The organism is Peptoniphilus vaginalis (assembly GCF_900176605.1).
GTDB classification, from domain to species: domain Bacteria; phylum Bacillota; class Clostridia; order Tissierellales; family Peptoniphilaceae; genus Peptoniphilus_A; species Peptoniphilus_A vaginalis.
Genome location: NZ_FXLP01000004.1, coordinates 666627 through 686475, shown reverse-complemented (window position 1 = coordinate 686475; position 19849 = coordinate 666627). Strand labels below are relative to the sequence as shown.

Here is a 19849-nt window from a genome sequence, read left to right as displayed (position 1 = left end):
ACAACAAAACTTATTATACGCACCTTTTAATATCTTGTCAAGACTTTTTAAAAAGTTTTTAAAATATTTTTGAGAAATTTTTCTTCCTCTCTAAAGTGCTTCTTTATTATAACAGTTGGTTTTGAAAAAAGCTACAAGATTTTATGATTTTGTATTTTTATTTTTCTTCTTAAAGACTTAGTAATTTTACTTTTTTATTTTCTTTTGATTTTTACTGTACTATAATATGGTATTAATAAGAAGATTTTTGACTTCTTATTAAATTTGTCCCTTGAGGACGTTAAGGAGGAATAAGGATGAAATTAGGTATTATTGGCGCAGGAGCTGTTGGCGAAATCGTTGCATACACTTCTGCTATGAGAGGTATTGCAAGTGATGTTATTATTAACGATGTAGTTAAGGAGAAAGCTATCTCTCAAGCTATCGACTTAAATGATGGTAGACTTTTCTATCCTAAGGATGTTAAGTTCAGAGCTGGCGAGTACGAAGACATGGGCGACCGTGATGTTATTGTAATTTGCTCTGGCAAGATCCCTGAAGAGGATAGACTTAATGAACTTGAACTAAACAAGAAAGAAGTTGCAAGCTACGTAAGAAAAATTGTTGACGCTGGCTTCAAGGGAATTTTTGTCGTTGTTACAAACCCTGTAGACATTATTACTTATGAAGTTTATAAGGTTTCTGGTTTTGATGACTCAAGAGTTATTGGCTCAGGAACATTTTTGGACTCTGCAAGACTCCAAGTTGTAATTGCAAATAAGCTTGGCATCTCTCCAAAGTCTGTTAACGCTACTGTACTTGGTGAACATGGTGAAAGTCAATTTGTACCTTGGTCACAAGTTATGATTGGCTCTATGACTCTTGAAAAATATAAGGAAACTCACCCAGAACTATTCAAGGACTTTGACAAGGACCAAGTTGAAGATGACACTCGTCGTCGTGGCTGGGACATCTTCAAGGGCAAGGGCTCAACTCAATATGGTATTGGCAACACTGTTAACAATATCATCCAAGCCATCGCTAATGACGAAAAAATTATTCTAAAGGCTTCTTGTTTAATGGAAGGACATTATGGTCTTAATGACTTATACATCTCAACTCCAATAAGAGTTGGTAAAGATGGTATAGAAGAAAAGTTTGAGCTTGACTTAACTGATGAAGAATTAGTTAGACTTAAAAAGACTGCTGGTGTAATCAAGGATCACATTGCAATGCTAGACCTATAAGATTATAAAATAAGAAAGAGTTGATTCTTTGAATATCAAAGAAAAATTTAGACAGTTTATGGTGGGCAGGTATGGACAAGATCAATTGGGGAGGTTTATCACCTTCCTTGCTCTTGTCATCTTGCTAGTAAACCTCTTCTTCAAGAGGGCAAGCCTACCAAGTCTTGCCTTGGTGCTTATAATTTATTCCTATTACAGGATCTTCTCTCGTGACATCAACGCAAGGTACAGAGAAAATCAAAAATTCTTAGACGCTGTTGAGCCACTAAGAAGGACGATCTTCACTTCCAAGACCAGGTACAATAATAGGAAGACCTATAAGTACATCAAGTGCCCTACATGTAAGTTGAAGATGAAAGTCCCAAGAGGCAAGGGCAAGATAAGAGTCACTTGCAAGTCATGTGGCAACAAGTTCATAATTAATTCTTAAAAGTTCCCCTAGGGGGACTTTTTTACATTAAAAATTCCCTCCCTACTGGCTCGTCCAGTAAAGAGGGAAATTTTTTACATCTTTGATTTGTATTCCTTAAAATCTTCTATAGATTTTTCAATTAAGCTAGGATCTTTTATTAAATCATAAACTGTTGTGGCAATTATTTTTGCACCGTACTCTACGCAGTCATGTGCTTCTTTTTTCTTACCTAAGTCTAAAAATTCTTGAGAGTGGGATGCTGTTCCTTCTGGAACAAAGGCTATCCTTGCACAGGCTCCTGGCATTATATAAGTTACATTTCCAAAATCTGTTGAACCTGTCTTTTCTCTTGCTCCTTTTATTCTTGGAGCTCCAAGTTCTTCAGCATTTTTCATTATTAAATCATTTAAGATATAGGCAGGTATTTTTGATTCAAGTCTTCTGTCTTCTCTTATTTCATAAGTCGTTCCTGTCATTAGGGCTGCACCCTTTACAATATTATCAAATCTTTCTACAACTTCATCTAAATACTTTGAGTTGTAGGACCTAAGTGAGAAGTGACCTTCTGCTTCACTTGGCACAACATTTGCTGGTCCTGGAAGAGTTGAAACTGTGTAGTGCATCCTCGTATCTTCTTTAACGTGCTCTCTTAAAAATTCTACGCCTTGGAAGGTTAGAAGAAGGGCATCAAAAGCTGATCTACCTGCTTCTGGTTTAAGGGCTGCGTGAGATGACTTGCCAAAAAATTTTACAAATCTCGATGACAATGCCATAGACTTAACATCAACTTGAGTAGCTGGTCCGCCATGCATCATAAGGGCTATGTCAATATCTTTAATGTAACCCTCTTTAAGCATAATCATCTTTCCCCCACCACCTTCTTCAGCAGGTGTTCCATAAACAATTAGGTTAAATGGAAGGTCTTTCACTGCATTTTTTACTGCTATGGCGGCTCCTATTATTGATGGGCCTTGCATTTGATGACCACAACCATGTCCCATAGGAAGTGCATCGTATTCGCACAAGAGTCCTATGTTGTACTTGGCATTTCCATTAGAATACTTAGCTCTAAAGGCAGTGTCTAAACTCCCTAAACCTCTTTCAACTTTAAAGCCATTTTCTTCAAGATAGTCTTCTAAGACTTTGCTTGCAAAGTGTTCTTTAAAGCAAAGTTCTGGGTGGTCAAAGATATCGTCTGACATTTCAAATAATTTATTTTTTATTTTATCAATTTCCTTTATAATTAGGTCTTTCATTTTTCTCCTTTACTATTTTTTAAAAGTTAATAACTTGTGCCCCAATCATCATAATTGAACCAACTATGATCCAAATTCCAAATAGTTTACCCATAAATATCATCCATTTGTCATAAGGTATGTCTGTTGCTCCCAAGATTCCCATTAGGGCTGTTGAAGTTGGTAGGATATAGTTACAGAATCCATCTCCAAAGTTAAAAGCTAAAACTGCAGTTTGTCTTGTAAGTCCAATAGTATCTGCTAGAGGAGCAAATATTGGCATAATTGCGGCTGCTTGTCCACTACCAGAAGTTATAAACATATTAACTATTATGTTTACAATAAACATTACAGGTCCCTTTAAAATTTGAGGGAAGAAGTTAAGCCAACTTGACATAGCGTGGATACTTGTGTCCATTATCTTTCCAGCATCTAGTACTCCGGAAACAGTTCTTGCAAGTCCAATGATTAGGGCTGCCCCTATCATTTTTTTTGCACCTTCAACAAAGTATTTTGCAATTTGTGATGGTGTAAATCCAGCAGCAAATCCTGCCACTATTGACAACCAAATAAATACGACTGCTGTTTCTTCCAATTTCCATTTTAATTTTACTCCACCATAAACTATAATTCCTAGTGCAGCAAATAATGAAATTATAACTGCCCATTTTCTTGCATCCATTGGAGCGTTAAATTCATCGTGAGAGTCTACGTCCTTAACTCTAAGTTTATCAAGTTCATACATAGGACTTAGCTCAGGCTTCTTTTTAATCTTTAGGGCATATTTAACTAAGTACAAGTTTGTAACAATATAGAATACTATAAAGCAAACAACTCTGTATGAAAGTCCAGAGTAGGGTGCTAGTCCTGCAATTTCTTGAGCAACTATTGTTGTATTTACATTTAGAGTTCCTGTTGAGAATCCTACCGCTCCACCAAGCAATATAATTGAAGCACCTATTATTGAGTCGAATCCCATTGCTAAGGCAATCATAACCATAATTGGAGCAAATCCGATGAAGGTATTTACACCTTGAGTTGTACATATAAGTCCAAATATAAGAGTTAGTATTGGAATAAAAAGATATTCCTTGCTCTTTGTCTTTTTAGAGACAGCTCCTATTAGTGATTGCAAAGCTCCACTCATCGTAATTACATTGAAGGAAGCTCCTGAGAATAAAATTACAAATATTAAAGTTGCTGTATCCTTAAAGCCTTCTAAACTAATGTTAAATATTTTCAAAGGATTTACTGGACTCTTTTCAATATAATTAAAACTTTCTGGATCAATTACCTTTACACCCTTTGCGTTTTCAATCCTTTCATAAGCTCCAGCTGGTATAATCCAAGTTAGAACAACTGCACATAAAATAATAATCATAAGAATTACTAAAGTATGTGGAACCTTTTTCTTTTTTACTTTTTCCATAAAGCACCTCTCTTTTTTTAATTACACAATCTTCTATTATTGTTGATTGAAAAGCTTATAAGTAAACATTTTCATATCACGCTTAAATATTAACACCCTGAACTTTACTACAGCAAATACTTAAATTACTATATATCCTATATAATTTGTGATATAATGCTTCTGGTGATATAGTGCTAGATTATAAAAATGTTAAAATTTTAAAAACAATAAAAGAGTGTGAAAGTATAAGCAAGGCTTCAAAAAAACTTTTTACCGCTCAACCAAACCTAAGTAGATCTTTAAAAAGAATTGAAGATAATATTGGCTTTATAATTTTTGACAGATCAAAATCTCCCCTAGCTTTGACACAAGAAGGTCGAATCCTTTTTGATTACATAGATAAGTTCCAAAACTTAGAGAAGGAAATGTTCAAAGAAATTAATGAGTCCAAAAGTTCAAATAATTCATACGTTAGGATAGGTTCCTTGACTTTTATGTCACAATACATAATTCCAAACATTGTACCTAGGTTAATAGAAGTTTATCCAAACTTGGAGCTGAGTCTTACTAAGTATGATTCCTCTTCCTTTGAAGATGCCTTATTAAGAGATGAAATTGATTTATTTATAACTAACAGAAAAATAACTAACAAGAACTTACAATCTGTCCACGTTTTAAACGACAAAATTTATTTAATGGTTCCCAAGTCTATTTATAAAGATGATAAAAATTCTTTGGAGGACTACTCAAAGGAAACCTTCTTCTTGTTAAACCGTGAAAAAAATTTAAGAAAGTCTGTTGAAGATATCTTTAAGGCAAAGAACTTCTACCCAGAGAATATTAAAATTACATCCACTATAATGAATTCTGTCAGCTTAGTTAGGGCCAATAAGGGAGTGACTTTTATTTATGAGTCAGCTCTTAAGATGATCAACTCAACCTCTTATTGTGACTTTATAGAAATTGATGGGGACTACTCTGCAATTACTGTTGTTTACAAAAATCCTAAGATGGAAGAATTTGCTTGCAAACTTTCTGCAATTATAAAAGAATATGTGTCAAAAAAATTTATTTTTTAATTGCACAAGAAAAATTCATAATTAATTCTTAAAAGTTCCCTTAGGGGGACTTTTTTCTTTTCTATAATTCACAATCTGATCTTGATGCAAATGCAAGCGACACTTTCCTTTACGCTTACACAAAAAATTAATGTTACAGAATTATTAAAATTTTTAAATTGATTCTCTATTTTACTCACTTTAATTGATTTATCAATTAATTTATGTATAATAAGGTTAACTTATATTTTAGGAGGAAAATTATAATGAACAAGAAATTAACATCACTATCTCTAGCTGGAGTAATGCTACTATCTAGTGCTAGCCCAGTTTTCGCTGAAGCTAAAGAAGCTATGAAAGAAACTAAAGAACCATCTAAGGTTGAACAATTAGCTAAAGACGCTAAGGAAGCTGGAAAAGAAGTAGCTAAAGATGCTAAGGAAGCTGGAAAAGAAGTAGCTAAAGATGCTAAGGAAGCTGGAAAAGAAGTAGCTAAAGATGCTAAGGAAAAAATAACTGAAGCTAAAGAAAAAGTTGAAGAAAAAGCTAAAAAAGTAGAAAAAAAGGCTGAAGAAAAAGCTAAAGAAGTTAAAAAAGAAGAAGTTAAAACTGTTGACGTTAAGGCTACTACTCAAAAGGTTAAACTTGACGGAAAAGACGTTGTTATCTACGGATACAATATTGATGGTTACAACTACTTCAAACTAAGAGATTTAGCTGCAGTTCTTAAAGACTCTAAGGCTAAATTTGGCGTTGAATACAAGGATGCTCTTGTTACTTTAACTAAGGGTGCTGACTACAAAGTAGCAGAATCTGACCAAAAAGAAGTTAAGGCTATGTCTAAGGGTATGCTTACTAACGATAAGGTAATGGTTGGCGACAAGGCTCTTACAGCTACTGCTTACAAGGTTGACAACAGCAATTACTACAAGCTTAGAGATCTTGGAAAAGAACTTGGATTTGGTGTTGGATATGACGAAGCTACTAAATCTGTTCTTTTAACTTCTGGAAAAGAAGTTAAGGAAGAAAAAGTTGCTCCTAAGCTAGAAGAACTTAAAGAAGCTGTTAAAAAAGAACTTGTTAACGAAAAAGAAGTTCGTGAATCTGAAGCATACAAAAAAGCTGACGACAAAGTAAAATCTAACTTTGAAAATGCTGTTGCAGCTGCAAAATCTCTACTAGCTGATGAAAAAGCTACTGCTGAACAATTCACAAATGAACTTAAGGCACTTGTTGAAGCTAAAGAAAAACTTGGTTTCAAGGCTGATGCTAAGGTAGAAGAAAAGAAAGATGCTAAGGCAGAAGAAAAGAAAGACGCTAAGGCAGAAGAAAAGAAAGAAACTAAAGAAGTTAAAGAAGAAAAGAAAGACGATAAAAAAGAAGTTAAAGAAACTGTTAAAGAAGCAAAATAATTTAACTTAAATTAAAAGACCATGGAAACAAAAATCCATGGTCTTATTTTTTTGATTTTTTTATTTTATTAAATGCTGTAATCGTAATTTAAAATTTTTGATCTTGCTTCACTTACAAAGTAAAGTGAGCCTGTGATTAAAATCAAGTCACCATCTTGGTAAGACTTTTTGTAATAAGCTAGGGCTTCTTCAAAGGTCATGACTTGACCCCTTAGTCCGTACTCACTTGCTTCATTGCTAAGTTCTTCTGGACTTGTTCCCCTCTTGTAGTCAAGATTTACGAAGACAACTTCATCTGTGTAGGAGGCAATTTCTTCTAGCATCTTCTTGTGTTCCTTGTCTGCAAGGATCGACATAATGAGATGGAGTTTTTTGAATTTAAAATTGTCTAGGGACTCAACTAATCTCTTGATCCCATCAAAGTTGTGGGCTCCGTCAAGAATTATGAGTGGATCTCTTGAGACAATCTCCATCCTCCCCTTCCAAGTTGAAGTTTTTATTCTCTCCTTGATGTCATCAAGAGAAATTTTTAAAATTCCCCTCTTGTTTAAGAGGTAGAGAGCATAAATTGCTCCAAGAGCATTTTCAACTTGGTAGTCGCCAATTTGTGATAGATGAAATTCTTCTTCAACACCATCTAATTTCACTTTGAAGTCTATTCCCTTGAGGTCAGATTTTTCTATCTCACTTGTAAGGTCTTTGGTGTAGAAGACTTCTGCAGATTTTTCTTTGGATTCTCTTTCTATGACTCCAAGAATTTTTGGGTCCCTATTTGTTGTCACAACAAGTCCATCCTCTTGGATTATGCCAGCCTTGGCATCTGCAATTTCTTCTATGGTGTCGCCAAGGTATTCCATGTGGTCCATAGAAATTGATGTGATAAGGGAAATTAATTTTTCACGACTTGTGAAGATGTTTGTGGAGTCTGCACGTCCACCCATACCAACTTCAAGTATAGCAAGGTCTACACCTTCTCTTTCAAAGTAGATTATCGCCATAATTGTCAAAAACTCAAAGAGGTTGAGGTCCCCATATTCTTCTAGGATGTCTTTTTCTCTTTCAATTATAAGCTCACCGATTTCTGCAAAGTCAGCTTGAGAAATTTCTTCGTCGCCAATTTTTATCCTGTCGCAGTAAGTTATGAGGTGGGGAGAAACAAAGGACCCCACCTTATAGTCTTCCTTTAAGATATCTTTTATAAAGTTAACTGTTGATCCCTTGCCGTTAGTCCCAGCAATGTGGATGACCTTTAAGTTCTTGTGGGGTGACCCAAGCTTTTCTAAAAACTTTTTGATCCTAATATTGCCCTTGGACTTGAACTTGCCAATCCTGGTTTCAATATTTTTAACAACTTCTTGGTATGTCATAGGTTCTTTTCTACCTTTGCAATTTGAACTTCAATTGTCTTTAAGATTTCTTCGTACTTAGTAACTTTTTCTTTTTCTTCTTCAATAAGTTTTTCTGGTGCCTTAGAAACAAAGCCTTCATTGGCAAGTTTACCCTTGGCTCTCTTTAGTTCTCCTTCAGCTTCCTTCTTGTCCTTTTGAAGTCTCTTTAGTTCCTTTTCAAAGTCCACAAGTTCCTTTAATGGAAGTTGGATTTCTGCCTTGTTGAGAACTATAGAAATATTTTCTGAATTCTTTTTAGCTTCGTCATCTGTAACTTCTACAGAGTTTGAGTAGCCAAGATTTAGAAGAAGTCCCTTCATTTCTTCAAAGATTTCCTTAACTTCCTCATCCTTAGTGTAAACAAGAGTGTTGGACTTCTTTGAGTTTTCTATATTCATTTCGCTTCTTGCATTTCTTATTTCACGAATAGCACTTTCAATGTATTCTGTTGCCCTTTCTTCTTTTTCAAATACAAGGTCTTCCCTGTACTCTGGCCAAGTTGCAACAATAAGTGCTTCCTTCCTATTAGGTAGGGCTTGCCAAATTTCTTCTGTGATGTATGGCATAAATGGGTGAAGAAGTTTTAATATGTTTTCTAATACATATAATAAAACTTTTACTGTGTTAGTTTTTTCTTCCACATCGTCAGAATATAAAACTGGTTTTACAATTTCAATGTACCAGTCGCAGAAGTCGGACCAGATGAAATCGTAAATGTCATCCGCTGCAAGACCTATGTCGTACTTGTCAATTTTTTCTGTAATTGATTTTATAACTTTTTGTAGCTTTGAGATTATCCACTTGTCTTGGTAGTGGAGCTTATTTACATCAAAGTTGGAGTCTTCGATTTCATCAGACATATTCATCATTAAAAATCTTGTTGCGTTCCAAAGTTTGTTGGCAAAGTTTCTATTTGCTTCAACCCTCTTAATGTAAAATCTCATGTCGTTGCCTGGAGTGTTACCTGTTACAAGGGTAAATCTAAGGGCATCGGCACCGTAGTCTCTTATAATGTCAAGTGGGTCAATACCATTGCCAAGAGACTTGGACATCTTTCTTCCTTGGTCATCTCTTACAAGTCCATTTAGGAATACATCTTTAAATGGAAGCTTGCCAGTTTGTTCTAAGGCAGAGAATACCATTCTAATTACCCAGAAGAAGATGATGTCGTAGCCTGTTACAAGTACATTTGTTGGATAGAAGTAGTCATACTCTGGAGTCTTTTCTGGCCAACCAAGAGTTGAGAAAGGCCAAAGAGCTGATGAGAACCAAGTATCAAGTGTGTCTTGGTCTTGTGTGTAAGTCTTGCCTTCGTGTCCTTCTGTGTTTGATGGGTCCTCTCTTGAAATTACAATTTCATCGTCAGAGTCTGAGTACCAAACTGGAAGTCTATGACCCCACCACAATTGCCTTGAGATGTTCCAGTCACGAATATTTTCTAGCCAGTTTTCATAAATCTTTCCAAATCTTTCTGGAATAATGTTTAAGTTGCCCTTCCTGTATTCTTCAAGAGCTGGCTTAGCAAGTGGCGCCATCTTAACGAACCATTGCTTAGAGATTAGTGGTTCAATAACTGTGTGACATCTTTCACAATGACCAACAGCGTTGTGGTGGTCCTTCTTGCCAATGTAGAAGCCAAGTTTCTCAAAGTCTTCAATGATTTTCTTTCTAGCTTCGTATCTTTCCATGCCTGCGTAGGCACCAGCATTTTCATTTAAGTATCCCTTGCCGTCCATAATTATATTTTGACCAAGGTCATGACGAGCTCCAACTTCAAAGTCGTTAGGGTCGTGGGATGGAGTAATCTTTACTGCACCAGAACCGAAGTCCATTTCAACATATTCGTCAGCAATAATTGGAATTTTTTTGTTGCCCATTACTGGAATCATTACATACTCGCCAACAAGGTCCTTGTATCTTTCGTCTTCAGGGTTTACTGCAATGGCAAGGTCACCTGGGATTGTCTCAGGTCTTGTTGTTGCAATTTCAATTCCACCTTTCCTGTCTGCAAAAGGATACTTGAAGTACCAAATATTGCCATCACTTTCTTCGTGTTCAACTTCTGCATCAGAGATTGAAGTTTGACAAGATGGACACCAGTTGATGATCCTGTTGCCACGATAGATAAGTCCCTTTTCATAAAGTTCTATAAAAACTTCTTCAACAGCGTGGGAAAGATTGTCGTCAAGTGTGAAGCTTTGTCTTGACCAGTCGCAAGAAATTCCCAGCTTCTTAAGTTGGTTTACAATGTTGCCACCGTATTCGTGAGTCCATTCCCAAGCGTGTTCTAAGAATTTTTCTCTTCCAATGTCTTCCTTGTTTATGCCTTGATTTCTAAGTTTTTCTACAACCTTTGCTTCAGTGGAAATTGATGCGTGATCAGTTCCTGGTAGCCAAAGTGCAGAGTAGCCTTGCATCCTCTTTGTCCTAATGAGAACGTCTTGGATAGTGTTGTTAAGGGCGTGACCCATGTGAAGGTTGCCTGTTACGTTTGGAGGTGGCATTACAATTGAGTAAGGTTTTTTGTTTTCATCAACCTCAGCCCTAAAGTAATTATTTTCCATCCAATAGTCGTAGATTTTCTCTTCAAAATCCTTTGGATCATAAGTTTTGTTTAACTCTTTCATTTTTTCCTCCTCATAATTTATAATTTTTGAATTTTTGCAATTTTATAAAATTAAAAAAATAAAAAAAACGTCCTCCATCCCTAAGGACGAAAGACGCGGTACCACCTTAATTTTTATTTTTCAATAAACACTCTATAATCTTTAACGAGATAAGTCGTCTCTGGCTACTAGCTTCACCAAAGAAGCAAAAAAGCTACAATTGTAAAGTTTATAAAGACCTCTCAGCAAATAGTCTCTCTCTAAATATAAATTTTTACAATCCTCTTTTTTATTGCTAATTTATTTTTCTATTTTTAAATAACCTGTAGACACTAGACCTACTTCATAGCCATCTATTAGACGAATGAAATTTTCTTCAATAGAAATTATAAGTTCATCATAATTAGAAAATCCAAATACCTTTTCTGTTTTCTTAAAATGATCTGTAGCTTCATCTGATGAATTAATTATTTCTAGCCTTTTAATAACTTCTTTGTCTTTTGTAGCAATTAAAATTGTATAGTCAGATTTTAACATTATTTTTGAGCTTACATAAGTATCTATTTTAATTTCTAAGCTAGAATTCTCCCAATTTATTAAAGTTACAAGTGTTTTTGCAATACTCGGATTATAAATTGGTGTCTTTCTTATAAAATAATCCTCATCATCACATATAGCGTAAGCTGTTGCTGCATTGTCAGATTCTTTATTAATTTCAGCTTTTATATTTTCATCTTCAAAATACAAGTATCCAGAATCAACTAATTTTTGAAAATCATTTCTATCATCGTCAATTGCATTATTTTTCGTCGAATCTACACCAATTAATCCAATGGGCATTGATTGATATAAGTTTCTATTTTCCATTAGATTTCACGTAGATTTGTGTTGGACCGTCTGCCCCACCAATTATTTCTACACCTTCATCTTTGTCAGTCTTTTTATTTTTTGTAGTAAAAGTAGCTGTTGGTCCGTCTGCTCCGCGAATTATTCCAATAGATGCAGCTTCTTTAGAATTATGTCTATATAATACTCCTGCACCTATTAAGATAATGGCTATTACAAGAATTATTTTCTTCATTATAACACCTCCAACTTAATATAAAAGATACCACAAAAAATATTCGAAATCAATAAATTGTTGATTACCTAGGGATAAAACCAACTTTTTTATAAACCTTCCTTAGAGTTTTATTTGCAAGATAGGATGCCTTTTCTGCTCCTTCCTTGTAAACTGATTCAAGATAAGCCTTGTCATCTCTAATTTCTTTAAATCTTTCACGAAGTGGTCTTAGTCCTTCAACTACAACTTCGCCCAAGTCTTCTTTGAATTCGCCGTAGCCAAGGTTTTCGTACTTCTTGACAATTTCTTCTGGGCTCATGCCAGAGAAGGAAGCGTGAATGTTGATTAAGTTCTTTAGTCCAGCTTGGTCATCTGAATATCTAAACTCGCCTGATGAATCTGTGACAGCTCTTTTTATTTTCTTTCTTGTGTCATCTTCTGAGTCAAGAATTAAAATAAAAGAGTCTTTGTTTGAGTCGGACTTAGACATCTTTGATGATGGGTCTTTCAAAGACATAATTCTTGCTCCGACCTTTGGTGTCAAAATTTCTGGGATTGTAAATGTTTCAGAATATCTTGAGTTAAATCTTTGTGCTAAGTCTCTTGTGATTTCTATGTGTTGCTTTTGGTCTTCCCCAACTGGAACGTAGGATGTGTTGTAAAGCAAAATATCTGCTGCCATTAAGACTGGATAGTTAAGTAGTCCTGCTTGCACGTCAGTGTACTTCTTTGCCTTGTCCTTAAATTGCGTCATCCTTTGAAGTTGTCCAAGACCTGTCATTGTGTTTAAGACCCAACCAAGTTCAGCGTGGGCCGGCACATGAGATTGGATGTAAATGATTGACTTCTTTGGGTCAAGACCTGCTGCAAGGTAAATGGCAAGGACATCCAGTGTGTTCTTCCTAAGGTCCTTTGGCTCTTGTGCAACAGTGATGGCATGCATGTCAACTATACAGTAGAGGCAGTTGTATTCATCTTGAAGTCCAATAAAGTTCTTTAGGGCTCCAATATAATTTCCAATAGTGAGGGAACCTGAAGGTTGGATCCCAGAGTAAACTATTTTTTTATCTTCCATTTTTATCTCTCTTTCTTTTTTCCAAATAAAATATAATAAAAATACTAATTATTTCAATGAAGGTCACGAGGATACTTCCCTCTGGCCCATAAGTTTTGTCGTACAAGTTGTAATTTAAAATTTTAAAATTAAGTAAGCTGTCAAAACCACTAAAGCCGCTAACATTTAGTCCATAGATCATTGCCATGGAAAAGTTCCAGCCTGCGTGGACCCCTGAGGTCAACATAATGTTGTCTGAGTAGAACAACAATTTTGCAAAAAATATTCCCACCAAAATTGTGTTGAGGGTGGATAAAATTGTCGCTCCCTCATTGCCTAGGTGCAATAAACCAAAGATAATTGATGGGAGTAAGATTGCGACCTTCCTTCCATATTTATCAAATAGAACTCTTGTTAGGATTCCTCTCACCAAGACTTCCTCTGATGTTGATTGGATAAAGAAGGCAATTAAGTAGGCAAGGAAAATTAAGTTTAAATTGCCTAGGTTAATCCTCTCGTATCCAAGGACTCCCCTTCCCATGTCTAACAAGACATAAAGAGAAATTTGCAAAAACCCAAGGAAGAGTCCTATGCCAATGTTCTTGGCAAGGCCTTCTCTCTTGAAGAAGATGTAGTCAAACTTCTTCTTTAAAATAAATTTTACAAAAAAGATGGCTGCCAGTAGTTGACCCGTAGTTCCCGTTAACATCACTAGACTTGCATTTTTATAGTCGCTCTTAAAGTAGGGCTGTCCGTAAAAAATTAGGGACAGGGCAAGCATAATACCACCATTTAAGATGGTAATAGTAATTAATAAAATAGCTACCCTTAGAATAACTTTGAAAAAATTATTTGTCTTTTTCTTTTCCATAGTCCTATCTCCTCTTAATGTCTTCCCATCTCTCATTAACCACTTGTCTAACTTTTTTTTCATCTAGCTTTACTATTTCCCTATTCTTCATGATGAAGTCGCCGTCGCAAATAACTGCTTCAACATCAGATGAGTTGGCTGAGTAAACTAGGGCTGAGATTAAATTATTTCTCGGTGTGAAAGAATTTGAATCTAAATCAAAAATTGTAAGGTCTGCAAGGTAGCCTTCTTTAATAAGACCAAGATTTTCAAAGCCAAGGGCCCTTGCTCCATTTACAGTTGCCATCTTTAAAATTTCTATAGCTGGCACAGCCTTTTCATTCATGGTAACAGCCTTGTTTACTATGCCGCCAATGTGCATCTCCTCAACAAAGTCTTGGTTGTTGTTTGATGAGTCGCCATCAGTTCCCAGTGCCATGGTAATATTATTTTTCAAAAGTTTATCAACTGGTGTGAAGCCACTGGCAAGCTTTAGGTTTGATGATGGGTTGTAAACTGGGAAGAATTTTTTATCCTTCACAAGTTCAATTTCTTCATCAGTAATGTGCACGCAGTGAGCTGCAATAATTTGGCTATCAAGTAGTCCCAGGGAGTTCACGTACTCAATTGGTGTCATCCCATATTCTTTTTTAGAATTTTCCACTTCTGTTAAAGTTTCTGACAAGTGAATGTGAATTAGGCTGTCGTATCTTTCCAAGGACCTCTTAGAGATTTCCTTTAAGAAGTCAGTGGAACAAGTGTAAATTGCGTGAGGTGCAGGGACAACTCTAATTCTTCCATTAGCTTTGTTTTGATAATTTTTGTAAAGGTCGTCAAACTCCTTAAGCTTTTCTTCCCCTTTACCATCAACATCTGTCATCCCACGAGTTAGGACTCCACGAATGCCAGCTTTAATTGCAGCATCACCAACCCTATCCATCTCGTAATACATATCGCAGAAGGATGTAACCCCCGACCTTATGTTTTCAATAATAGAAAGCAAAGAAGACCAATAGATGTCCTCGGCATTTAACTTTGCTTCAATAGGCCAAATTTCATTTTCAAGCCAGTCCATCAGCGCCAAGTCGTCGGCATAGTTCCTGAAGTAGGACATGCCAAGATGGGTGTGGGCATTTACAAAGCCTGGTGTAAGAAGTTTGTCCTTGCCATCAAAGACCTCATCTGCTTGGACTTCTAAGTCCCTTCCAATTTTTTTTATTTTATTTTCTTCGATAAAGACATCTGCTCTATCAATAATTTTTTCTTGCTCTATATCTAAATAAGAAATATTTTTTATAAGTAAGCTCATAGTCCCTCCAATACTATTAACATTATAGCAAAATTTAAAAAAATTTTTTCAATTTATTGAAATTTCCGCCTCCCACAAATTTAAACTTTGGTATAATGACCTTATGATTGGAAATTATTTAGAGTTCAATATATTCTTTGACATCATCGGGACAATTGCCTTTGCAATTTCTGGTGCCATACTTGGTTGCAAGAAGAAGATGGACATACTTGGTGTTACCGTCTTGGGTCTTGTCACAGCTCTTGGGGGAGGCTTCGTTCGTGACTTGGTCCTTGGTATCAATCCACCAAAGATGTTTCAGAATTCAACTAACGCAAGCATATCAGCCGCCTTTTCAATTTTAGTTTTTATGTTTTTCTATTTCAGAAAAAATATTCAATCAAGACAGGTCATTAATTTTATGAACGAGCTTATGATTATTAGTGACACAATTGGTCTTGCTTCCTTTACTATTACCGGAATGGCAACTGCCCTTTCACTAGGACTTGACAAGAGCTTCTTGCTTATCTTTGTCGGTTCCATAACAGGAGTTGGCGGTGGAATGATTCGTGACGTCTTGGCAGGCACTATCCCCTTCATCTTTAAGGAACAAATTTATGCTGGCGCCTGCATCTTGGGCTCTATAATTTTTCTTCTCACGAGAAATTTTTTAGGCGACCAGGTTTCCATGATAATTTGTTTTTTTACAGTTTTAATATTTAGACTCTTGGCAGTGAAAAGAAATTGGAACTTGCCAAAGATTAGTGACTAGGAGGAATATAATGGCAGTAGCAGAATTAACACTTATACCTATAGGAACAAAGACAACATCTGTTAGCAAGTATATTGCAGGTGCCCTTGACTCTATCGGCGAAGTTGATGGACTAACTTATGAACTTAATGCCATGGGCACAACAATTGCCCATAAGGATTTAAAGGTTTTGTACGATGTAATAAGAAGAATGCAAGAATCTGTTTTTGAATCTGGAGCAGACAGGGTCTACTCTGTTGTTAAGGTTGACGACAGACGCGATAAGAATTACACTTTTAAGGATAAAGTCACATCTGTTAATGAAAAGAGAAAAAATAAATAAATTTTTTTTACCTCATCGACTTTGATGGGGTTTTTTGTTATTTTGTAAGTGATTAAGTTTTATGACTTTGTAAATTTTTATAACTTAGTGACCTTTTACGACTTAATAAATTTTTGTGACTTGATAAATTTTTGTTAGTTAGAACTTTTTTATGACTTGAAAACTTTTTATAAATTAGGAGGAAATATGTACGAGGGATTTTTGACAGATGTTAAGGGGATAAGGCTTGGCCACGCAGAAGATGAAGTCGCCCTAACTGGGACAAGTGCCATTCTTTGCCCAGAAGGCTTTACAGCAGGAGTTGATGTTCGTGGTGCAGGACCTGGCACTCGTGAAACAGATTTGTTGCGTGCAGAGAACTTGGTCCAAAAGGTCCACGGAGTTTTTTTAACTGGTGGCTCTGCCTATGGACTTGATGCTGGTGGTGGACTTATGAAATTCTTGGAAGAAGAGGGATCAGGCTTCGACGTTGGAGTTGGGCTAGTCCCTATCGTTCCCGGTGCAGTTCTCTTTGACCTTGCAGTAGGCGATGCAAAAGTAAGACCTGATTTTAAGATGGGCTATGAAGCTGCAAGAAAGGCAAGAGAAGATGACAAGACTCAGGGCAACCTTGGAGCAGGTTGTGGTGCCAGCGTTGGAAAAATCTTGGGCAATGACTTTGCTATGAAGTCAGGCATAGGTCAATCATCAATTAAAGTTGGCGACTTAGTAGTTTCTTCTATTGTTGCCTTAAATGCCTTGGGAGATATTTTCGATTACGAAGAAGGAAAAAGAATTGCAGGAGTTTACGACAGAAAAAATAAAATATTTTTAGACACTTGTGCCCTTTACGAAAAGCAACTAAACAATTATAATCAATTTAGCCCTGCCAACACTACAATTTCTCTTGTGGCAACAAATGCTAGGCTCACTAAGGCAAACTGTAATAAGATCTCACAAATGGCTCATGATGGATATGCAAGATCAATTAACCCAGTGCATACCATGAACGATGGAGATACAATTTTTACACTTGCATCTGGCCAAGTGGAAGCAGACATAAATTTAGTTGGAATTCTTGCTGCAAAGACCATCTCAAGGTCTATTGCCAATGCAATTTATTCAGCCGAGGATTCAGGAGGGCTTGTAAGTTATAAAAGCATCAAATAAAATTGATGCAAAGAAGAAGAAGGGTATCCTTGTGAACCCTATCGGAGGTAAAAATGAATCGAAACACTGAACGTAACAGAAGGCTAGTGATAGCTGCCATGCTTGGTGCCATCACAGTTGTTCTTAGTCTCACTCCCCTTGGACTAATTCCACTTGGGGTTATCAACGCAACTACTATGCACATACCAGTAATTATTGGTGCCATAGCAGAGGGACCTTTTGTAGGAGCCATGGTTGGACTTATCTTTGGAGTGTCATCACTCTTAAATGCAATTTTAAGAAATGCAAGTCCCGTTGCCTTTGTCTTTTACAATCCACTAATCTCTATCTTGCCAAGAGTCTTAATTGGGATAACTTCCTACTACTCTTTCGCTGCAATGAAGAAGCTAGAGGACAAGAACTTGAGAAACTTAACTAAGGGACTTTGGGGACTAATTTCAATTTTCTTAGCTTACTTACTCTACAAGAATATAACAAGCGGTGGGTCAACACTAAATATTACTTTTGTAGTAATACTTCTTGCCCTTTGCCTAGGCTTTTTAGTTTATTCTTTCAAGTCAAGTGAGAAGGACTTCCCTATTGCCATAGGCGCCTTTGTTGGATCAATGACTAACACAGTCCTAGTCCTTGGTGGAATTTATGTAATCTATGCCAAGAGATATGTTGAAGCTCTTAACATACCACTAGAAAATGCAAAATCTGCAATCCTTGGTGTATCAGTTACATCAGGAATACCTGAAGCCATCCTATCTGTTATTATCACTACAGCAGTTATAAAAGCTTTGAAATCAAGAAGGGGTTAATATGTTACTTGCAATTGATATAGATAATAGGACAACAGACTTTGGAGTCTTTGACCAAGAGGAGTTAGTTGATAAGTTTTCCATTACAACTGACAAGAACAGGTCTGTTGTAGAAATTAAATTAATGATTAAGCTCATCTTAATGGATAAAAATATAAAACTTTCTGACATACAAGAAATTATAATTTCAAATGTTGTGCCAGAGCTATCATCTTCCTATGAGATGATAGGAAGAGAACTCATTGGCAAGAAACCAATTTTTATTTCTGCTGGAGTCAAGACTGGTTTAAATATAAAGTGTGAGAGCCCAAGAGAAGTTGGGTCAGACAGAATTATAAGGGCTGTTGCCGCCACAAGAAAATACAAAGGCAACATAATAATAGTTTCTGCATCATCAATTACAACAGTTGACTATATCAATGCAAAAAAAGAATTCCTAGGAGGACTAATCCTGCCAGGAATCAACTTGCTTCAAGATTCACTTGTGAGAGGGAGCGCCAAGCTTCCCCACGTAGAAATAAAAAGGCCTGATGACATAATTGGAAAAAATACTGAAAAGGCAATTCAGGCTGGACTCTTCTTCGCCTACAAGAAGGCAGTCATGGGCATTATTGATGAGATAGTAGAAGGCTATTCACTTAATAAAGAAAATACAAATATTTTAATCACTGGTCCCTATGCTCATCTCTTAAACTTATGTAAGTACGACTTAATAAGAGAAGAATACCTAGGCATCTACGGACTTAAAATTATTTACGACTTAAATACAAAAAAGGCTTCATAATTGTGAAGCCTTTTTTCGTTACCTATATTTTTCTAAATCTTTTATGTCTACTTGGTGAAAGTTTACTTCAAAGCCAGAGAGGTCTACAATCTTTTCCATGGTAGAACGAAACATATCTATGTCACCAGCTATCAAGTTAAGCACCTTGTTAATCTCGATTATTTTACTTTGTCTTATTTGTTTTTGAATCAATACTAACTACACTTTCTATAATTCAGTAAATTTATATTTTGTATCTTGATTAATATCCTCATAAATTAAAAAACACCCTTATAAAAAGAGTGCTTTGGTATTAGTATTTTATTTTTAATTCTTGGCGATATTTACAATAGCTTCAGTTAGTAGCTTAGAAAAATTTAAATTCAATTTATTCCCTAGATCATTACTCCACTTGGGTATAGATAAGGTCTTTTTCACAAGCTCCTGGCTTCCCAAATAATCCTTTAAATCAACATAGACAAGAGAAATAAAGGACTTTGAATAATCATAGAACCCATCAAATTCCTCATCATCTTTAAAGGGAAAATTATCTTCAATAGATATGTCACTTATGGCTGATTGTTTTGGCAAAGTATCTCCGCCTTCTATTATAGAGCTCGCCATTATTCCCAAGTAGTCGCTAGCCATTAACAAAGCTTCCTCTATTGAATTACCTTGAGTTCCTGCCCCTTCAATGTCTGGCATATAAACATAGTAACCTTTCTCTTCTGGACTATAATAAAATATAGCTGGATAAGAAACTAACATAATTATCACCTCTCTAATTATAAGAAGTAGGGCTATTTCAGCCCTGCCTCTTTTAGTATTCCACGTTCGGTACCCTTTTGAAGCTCCCCATGTGGAATAATGATTGGTCTTTTGATGCCAGGCTTTATCATTTTTACATGACTACCCTTTCCACCTTTAACTACTTCGAAACCCTTTTTTCTTAGTAGCTTGACCATTTCATCTTGTGTCATCGGCATGTATACCTACCTCCTGACAGCTTTATTTTATCACGTGTTATTACGTAGTGT

At 35.9% G+C, this 19849-nt stretch carries 21 protein-coding genes and 1 other annotated feature; of the genes, 9 read left to right on the top strand and 12 right to left on the bottom strand.

Annotation, left to right across the window (positions count from 1 at the left end):
* The first annotated feature begins 296 nt into the window (after nt 1-296).
* Nucleotides 297-1226: an L-lactate dehydrogenase gene (locus tag CAN42_RS04645; RefSeq protein ID WP_062572019.1), complete on the top strand. Its 930-nt coding sequence runs from the start codon at nt 297-299 to the stop codon at nt 1224-1226.
* Nucleotides 1227-1254: 28 nt separating this feature from the next.
* On the top strand, nt 1255-1656 hold the full coding sequence (locus CAN42_RS04640; RefSeq protein ID WP_085875728.1) for a zinc ribbon domain-containing protein: 402 nt from the start codon (nt 1255-1257) through the stop codon (nt 1654-1656).
* A gap of 74 nt (nt 1657-1730) precedes the next feature.
* Here the strand turns inward: CAN42_RS04640 and CAN42_RS04635 are convergent, their stop codons facing one another.
* Both CAN42_RS04635 and CAN42_RS04630 read right to left on the bottom strand, forming a co-directional pair.
* Nucleotides 1731-2894 carry a M20 family metallopeptidase gene (locus CAN42_RS04635; RefSeq protein WP_085875727.1) on the bottom strand — a complete coding sequence of 388 codons (1164 nt, stop codon included), beginning with the start codon at nt 2892-2894 and terminating at the stop codon, nt 1731-1733.
* A gap of 19 nt (nt 2895-2913) precedes the next feature.
* Nucleotides 2914-4302: a YfcC family protein gene (locus CAN42_RS04630; protein WP_085875726.1), complete on the bottom strand. Its 1389-nt coding sequence runs from the start codon at nt 4300-4302 to the stop codon at nt 2914-2916.
* Between the two features lie 173 nt (nt 4303-4475).
* On the opposite strand from CAN42_RS04630, the gene CAN42_RS04625 reads away from it, so the two are divergent.
* Together CAN42_RS04625 and CAN42_RS04620 are read left to right on the top strand one after the other, a co-directional pair.
* A complete protein-coding gene (locus CAN42_RS04625) occupies nt 4476-5363 on the top strand; it encodes a LysR family transcriptional regulator (RefSeq protein WP_085875725.1) in 888 nt (295 codons plus the stop codon).
* Between the two features lie 245 nt (nt 5364-5608).
* The gene (locus tag CAN42_RS04620; RefSeq protein ID WP_085875724.1) at nt 5609-6754 is read left to right on the top strand and encodes a hypothetical protein; all 1146 of its coding nucleotides are present in this window, start codon (nt 5609-5611) and stop codon (nt 6752-6754) included.
* 68 nt (nt 6755-6822) lie between these two features.
* On the opposite strand, the gene CAN42_RS04615 is transcribed toward CAN42_RS04620, so the two are convergent.
* The 7 genes from CAN42_RS04615 to CAN42_RS04585 all read right to left on the bottom strand — a co-directional run bounded on the left by CAN42_RS04615 (nt 6823) and on the right by CAN42_RS04585 (nt 15024).
* A complete protein-coding gene (locus CAN42_RS04615; RefSeq protein WP_085875723.1) occupies nt 6823-8121 on the bottom strand; it encodes a bifunctional folylpolyglutamate synthase/dihydrofolate synthase in 1299 nt (432 codons plus the stop codon).
* Nucleotides 8118-10769 (bottom strand): valine--tRNA ligase, encoded by a 2652-nt coding sequence (locus CAN42_RS04610; RefSeq protein WP_085875722.1) that lies wholly within the window; start codon nt 10767-10769, stop codon nt 8118-8120. Before CAN42_RS04610 ends, CAN42_RS04615 begins: the two co-directional genes overlap by 4 nt.
* Before the next feature lie 79 nt (nt 10770-10848).
* Nucleotides 10849-11050 (bottom strand) — a binding site (T-box leader).
* Complete coding sequence (locus CAN42_RS04605) at nt 11049-11615, bottom strand: hypothetical protein (RefSeq protein WP_085875721.1); 567 nt, start codon at nt 11613-11615, stop codon at nt 11049-11051. (Overlaps the previous feature by 2 nt.)
* Nucleotides 11605-11829, bottom strand: a complete 225-nt coding sequence (locus CAN42_RS09040) for a hypothetical protein (protein ID WP_085875720.1) — start codon at nt 11827-11829, stop codon at nt 11605-11607. The genes CAN42_RS04605 and CAN42_RS09040 overlap by 11 nt, the downstream gene beginning before the upstream one ends.
* Before the next feature lie 64 nt (nt 11830-11893).
* Complete coding sequence (gene trpS, locus CAN42_RS04595; RefSeq protein ID WP_085875719.1) at nt 11894-12886, bottom strand: tryptophan--tRNA ligase; 993 nt, start codon at nt 12884-12886, stop codon at nt 11894-11896.
* The gene (locus CAN42_RS04590) at nt 12876-13736 is read right to left on the bottom strand and encodes a CPBP family intramembrane glutamic endopeptidase (RefSeq protein ID WP_085875718.1); all 861 of its coding nucleotides are present in this window, start codon (nt 13734-13736) and stop codon (nt 12876-12878) included. Before CAN42_RS04590 ends, trpS begins: the two co-directional genes overlap by 11 nt.
* Nucleotides 13737-13740: 4 nt before the next feature.
* Nucleotides 13741-15024, bottom strand: coding sequence for an amidohydrolase (locus CAN42_RS04585; RefSeq protein WP_085875717.1), 1284 nt, complete (start codon nt 15022-15024; stop codon nt 13741-13743).
* A gap of 103 nt (nt 15025-15127) precedes the next feature.
* On the opposite strand from CAN42_RS04585, the gene CAN42_RS04580 reads away from it, so the two are divergent.
* From CAN42_RS04580 to CAN42_RS04560, 5 genes are all read left to right on the top strand, one after another.
* Nucleotides 15128-15775 carry a trimeric intracellular cation channel family protein gene (locus CAN42_RS04580; RefSeq protein WP_085875716.1) on the top strand — a complete coding sequence of 216 codons (648 nt, stop codon included), beginning with the start codon at nt 15128-15130 and terminating at the stop codon, nt 15773-15775.
* Between the two features lie 10 nt (nt 15776-15785).
* Complete coding sequence (locus CAN42_RS04575) at nt 15786-16097, top strand: MTH1187 family thiamine-binding protein (protein WP_062572033.1); 312 nt, start codon at nt 15786-15788, stop codon at nt 16095-16097.
* 186 nt (nt 16098-16283) lie between these two features.
* Nucleotides 16284-17246: a P1 family peptidase gene (locus tag CAN42_RS04570; RefSeq protein WP_085875715.1), complete on the top strand. Its 963-nt coding sequence runs from the start codon at nt 16284-16286 to the stop codon at nt 17244-17246.
* Between the two features lie 53 nt (nt 17247-17299).
* A complete protein-coding gene (locus CAN42_RS04565; protein ID WP_085875714.1) occupies nt 17300-18049 on the top strand; it encodes an ECF transporter S component in 750 nt (249 codons plus the stop codon).
* Between the two features lies 1 nt (nt 18050).
* Complete coding sequence (locus CAN42_RS04560) at nt 18051-18833, top strand: type III pantothenate kinase (protein WP_085875713.1); 783 nt, start codon at nt 18051-18053, stop codon at nt 18831-18833.
* 18 nt (nt 18834-18851) lie between these two features.
* On the opposite strand, the gene CAN42_RS08925 is transcribed toward CAN42_RS04560, so the two are convergent.
* From CAN42_RS08925 to CAN42_RS04550, 3 genes are all read right to left on the bottom strand, one after another.
* A complete protein-coding gene (locus CAN42_RS08925) occupies nt 18852-19025 on the bottom strand; it encodes a hypothetical protein (protein WP_209019200.1) in 174 nt (57 codons plus the stop codon).
* A 114-nt stretch (nt 19026-19139) separates the two neighbouring features.
* Nucleotides 19140-19580, bottom strand: a complete 441-nt coding sequence (locus CAN42_RS04555) for a type II toxin-antitoxin system HicB family antitoxin (RefSeq protein ID WP_085875712.1) — start codon at nt 19578-19580, stop codon at nt 19140-19142.
* A gap of 32 nt (nt 19581-19612) precedes the next feature.
* Nucleotides 19613-19798: a type II toxin-antitoxin system HicA family toxin gene (locus CAN42_RS04550; protein WP_085875711.1), complete on the bottom strand. Its 186-nt coding sequence runs from the start codon at nt 19796-19798 to the stop codon at nt 19613-19615.
* Nucleotides 19799-19849: the final 51 nt, after the last annotated feature.

Coding starts and splice junctions, on each gene's coding strand:
- CAN42_RS04605 (WP_085875721.1), bottom strand. CDS start 11,615: ATGGAAAATAGAAACTTATATCAATCAATGCCCATTGGATTAATTGGT.
- CAN42_RS04560 (WP_085875713.1), top strand. CDS start 18,051: ATGTTACTTGCAATTGATATAGATAATAGGACAACAGACTTTGGAGTC.
- CAN42_RS04565 (WP_085875714.1), top strand. CDS start 17,300: ATGAATCGAAACACTGAACGTAACAGAAGGCTAGTGATAGCTGCCATG.
- CAN42_RS04645 (WP_062572019.1), top strand. CDS start 297: ATGAAATTAGGTATTATTGGCGCAGGAGCTGTTGGCGAAATCGTTGCA.
- CAN42_RS04575 (WP_062572033.1), top strand. CDS start 15,786: ATGGCAGTAGCAGAATTAACACTTATACCTATAGGAACAAAGACAACA.
- CAN42_RS04620 (WP_085875724.1), top strand. CDS start 5,609: ATGAACAAGAAATTAACATCACTATCTCTAGCTGGAGTAATGCTACTA.
- CAN42_RS04590 (WP_085875718.1), bottom strand. CDS start 13,736: ATGGAAAAGAAAAAGACAAATAATTTTTTCAAAGTTATTCTAAGGGTA.
- CAN42_RS04630 (WP_085875726.1), bottom strand. CDS start 4,302: ATGGAAAAAGTAAAAAAGAAAAAGGTTCCACATACTTTAGTAATTCTT.
- CAN42_RS04570 (WP_085875715.1), top strand. CDS start 16,284: ATGTACGAGGGATTTTTGACAGATGTTAAGGGGATAAGGCTTGGCCAC.
- trpS (WP_085875719.1), bottom strand. CDS start 12,886: ATGGAAGATAAAAAAATAGTTTACTCTGGGATCCAACCTTCAGGTTCC.
- CAN42_RS04585 (WP_085875717.1), bottom strand. CDS start 15,024: ATGAGCTTACTTATAAAAAATATTTCTTATTTAGATATAGAGCAAGAA.
- CAN42_RS04615 (WP_085875723.1), bottom strand. CDS start 8,121: ATGACATACCAAGAAGTTGTTAAAAATATTGAAACCAGGATTGGCAAG.
- CAN42_RS04555 (WP_085875712.1), bottom strand. CDS start 19,580: ATGTTAGTTTCTTATCCAGCTATATTTTATTATAGTCCAGAAGAGAAA.
- CAN42_RS04610 (WP_085875722.1), bottom strand. CDS start 10,769: ATGAAAGAGTTAAACAAAACTTATGATCCAAAGGATTTTGAAGAGAAA.
- CAN42_RS04580 (WP_085875716.1), top strand. CDS start 15,128: ATGATTGGAAATTATTTAGAGTTCAATATATTCTTTGACATCATCGGG.
- CAN42_RS04550 (WP_085875711.1), bottom strand. CDS start 19,798: ATGCCGATGACACAAGATGAAATGGTCAAGCTACTAAGAAAAAAGGGT.
- CAN42_RS04635 (WP_085875727.1), bottom strand. CDS start 2,894: ATGAAAGACCTAATTATAAAGGAAATTGATAAAATAAAAAATAAATTA.
- CAN42_RS09040 (WP_085875720.1), bottom strand. CDS start 11,829: ATGAAGAAAATAATTCTTGTAATAGCCATTATCTTAATAGGTGCAGGA.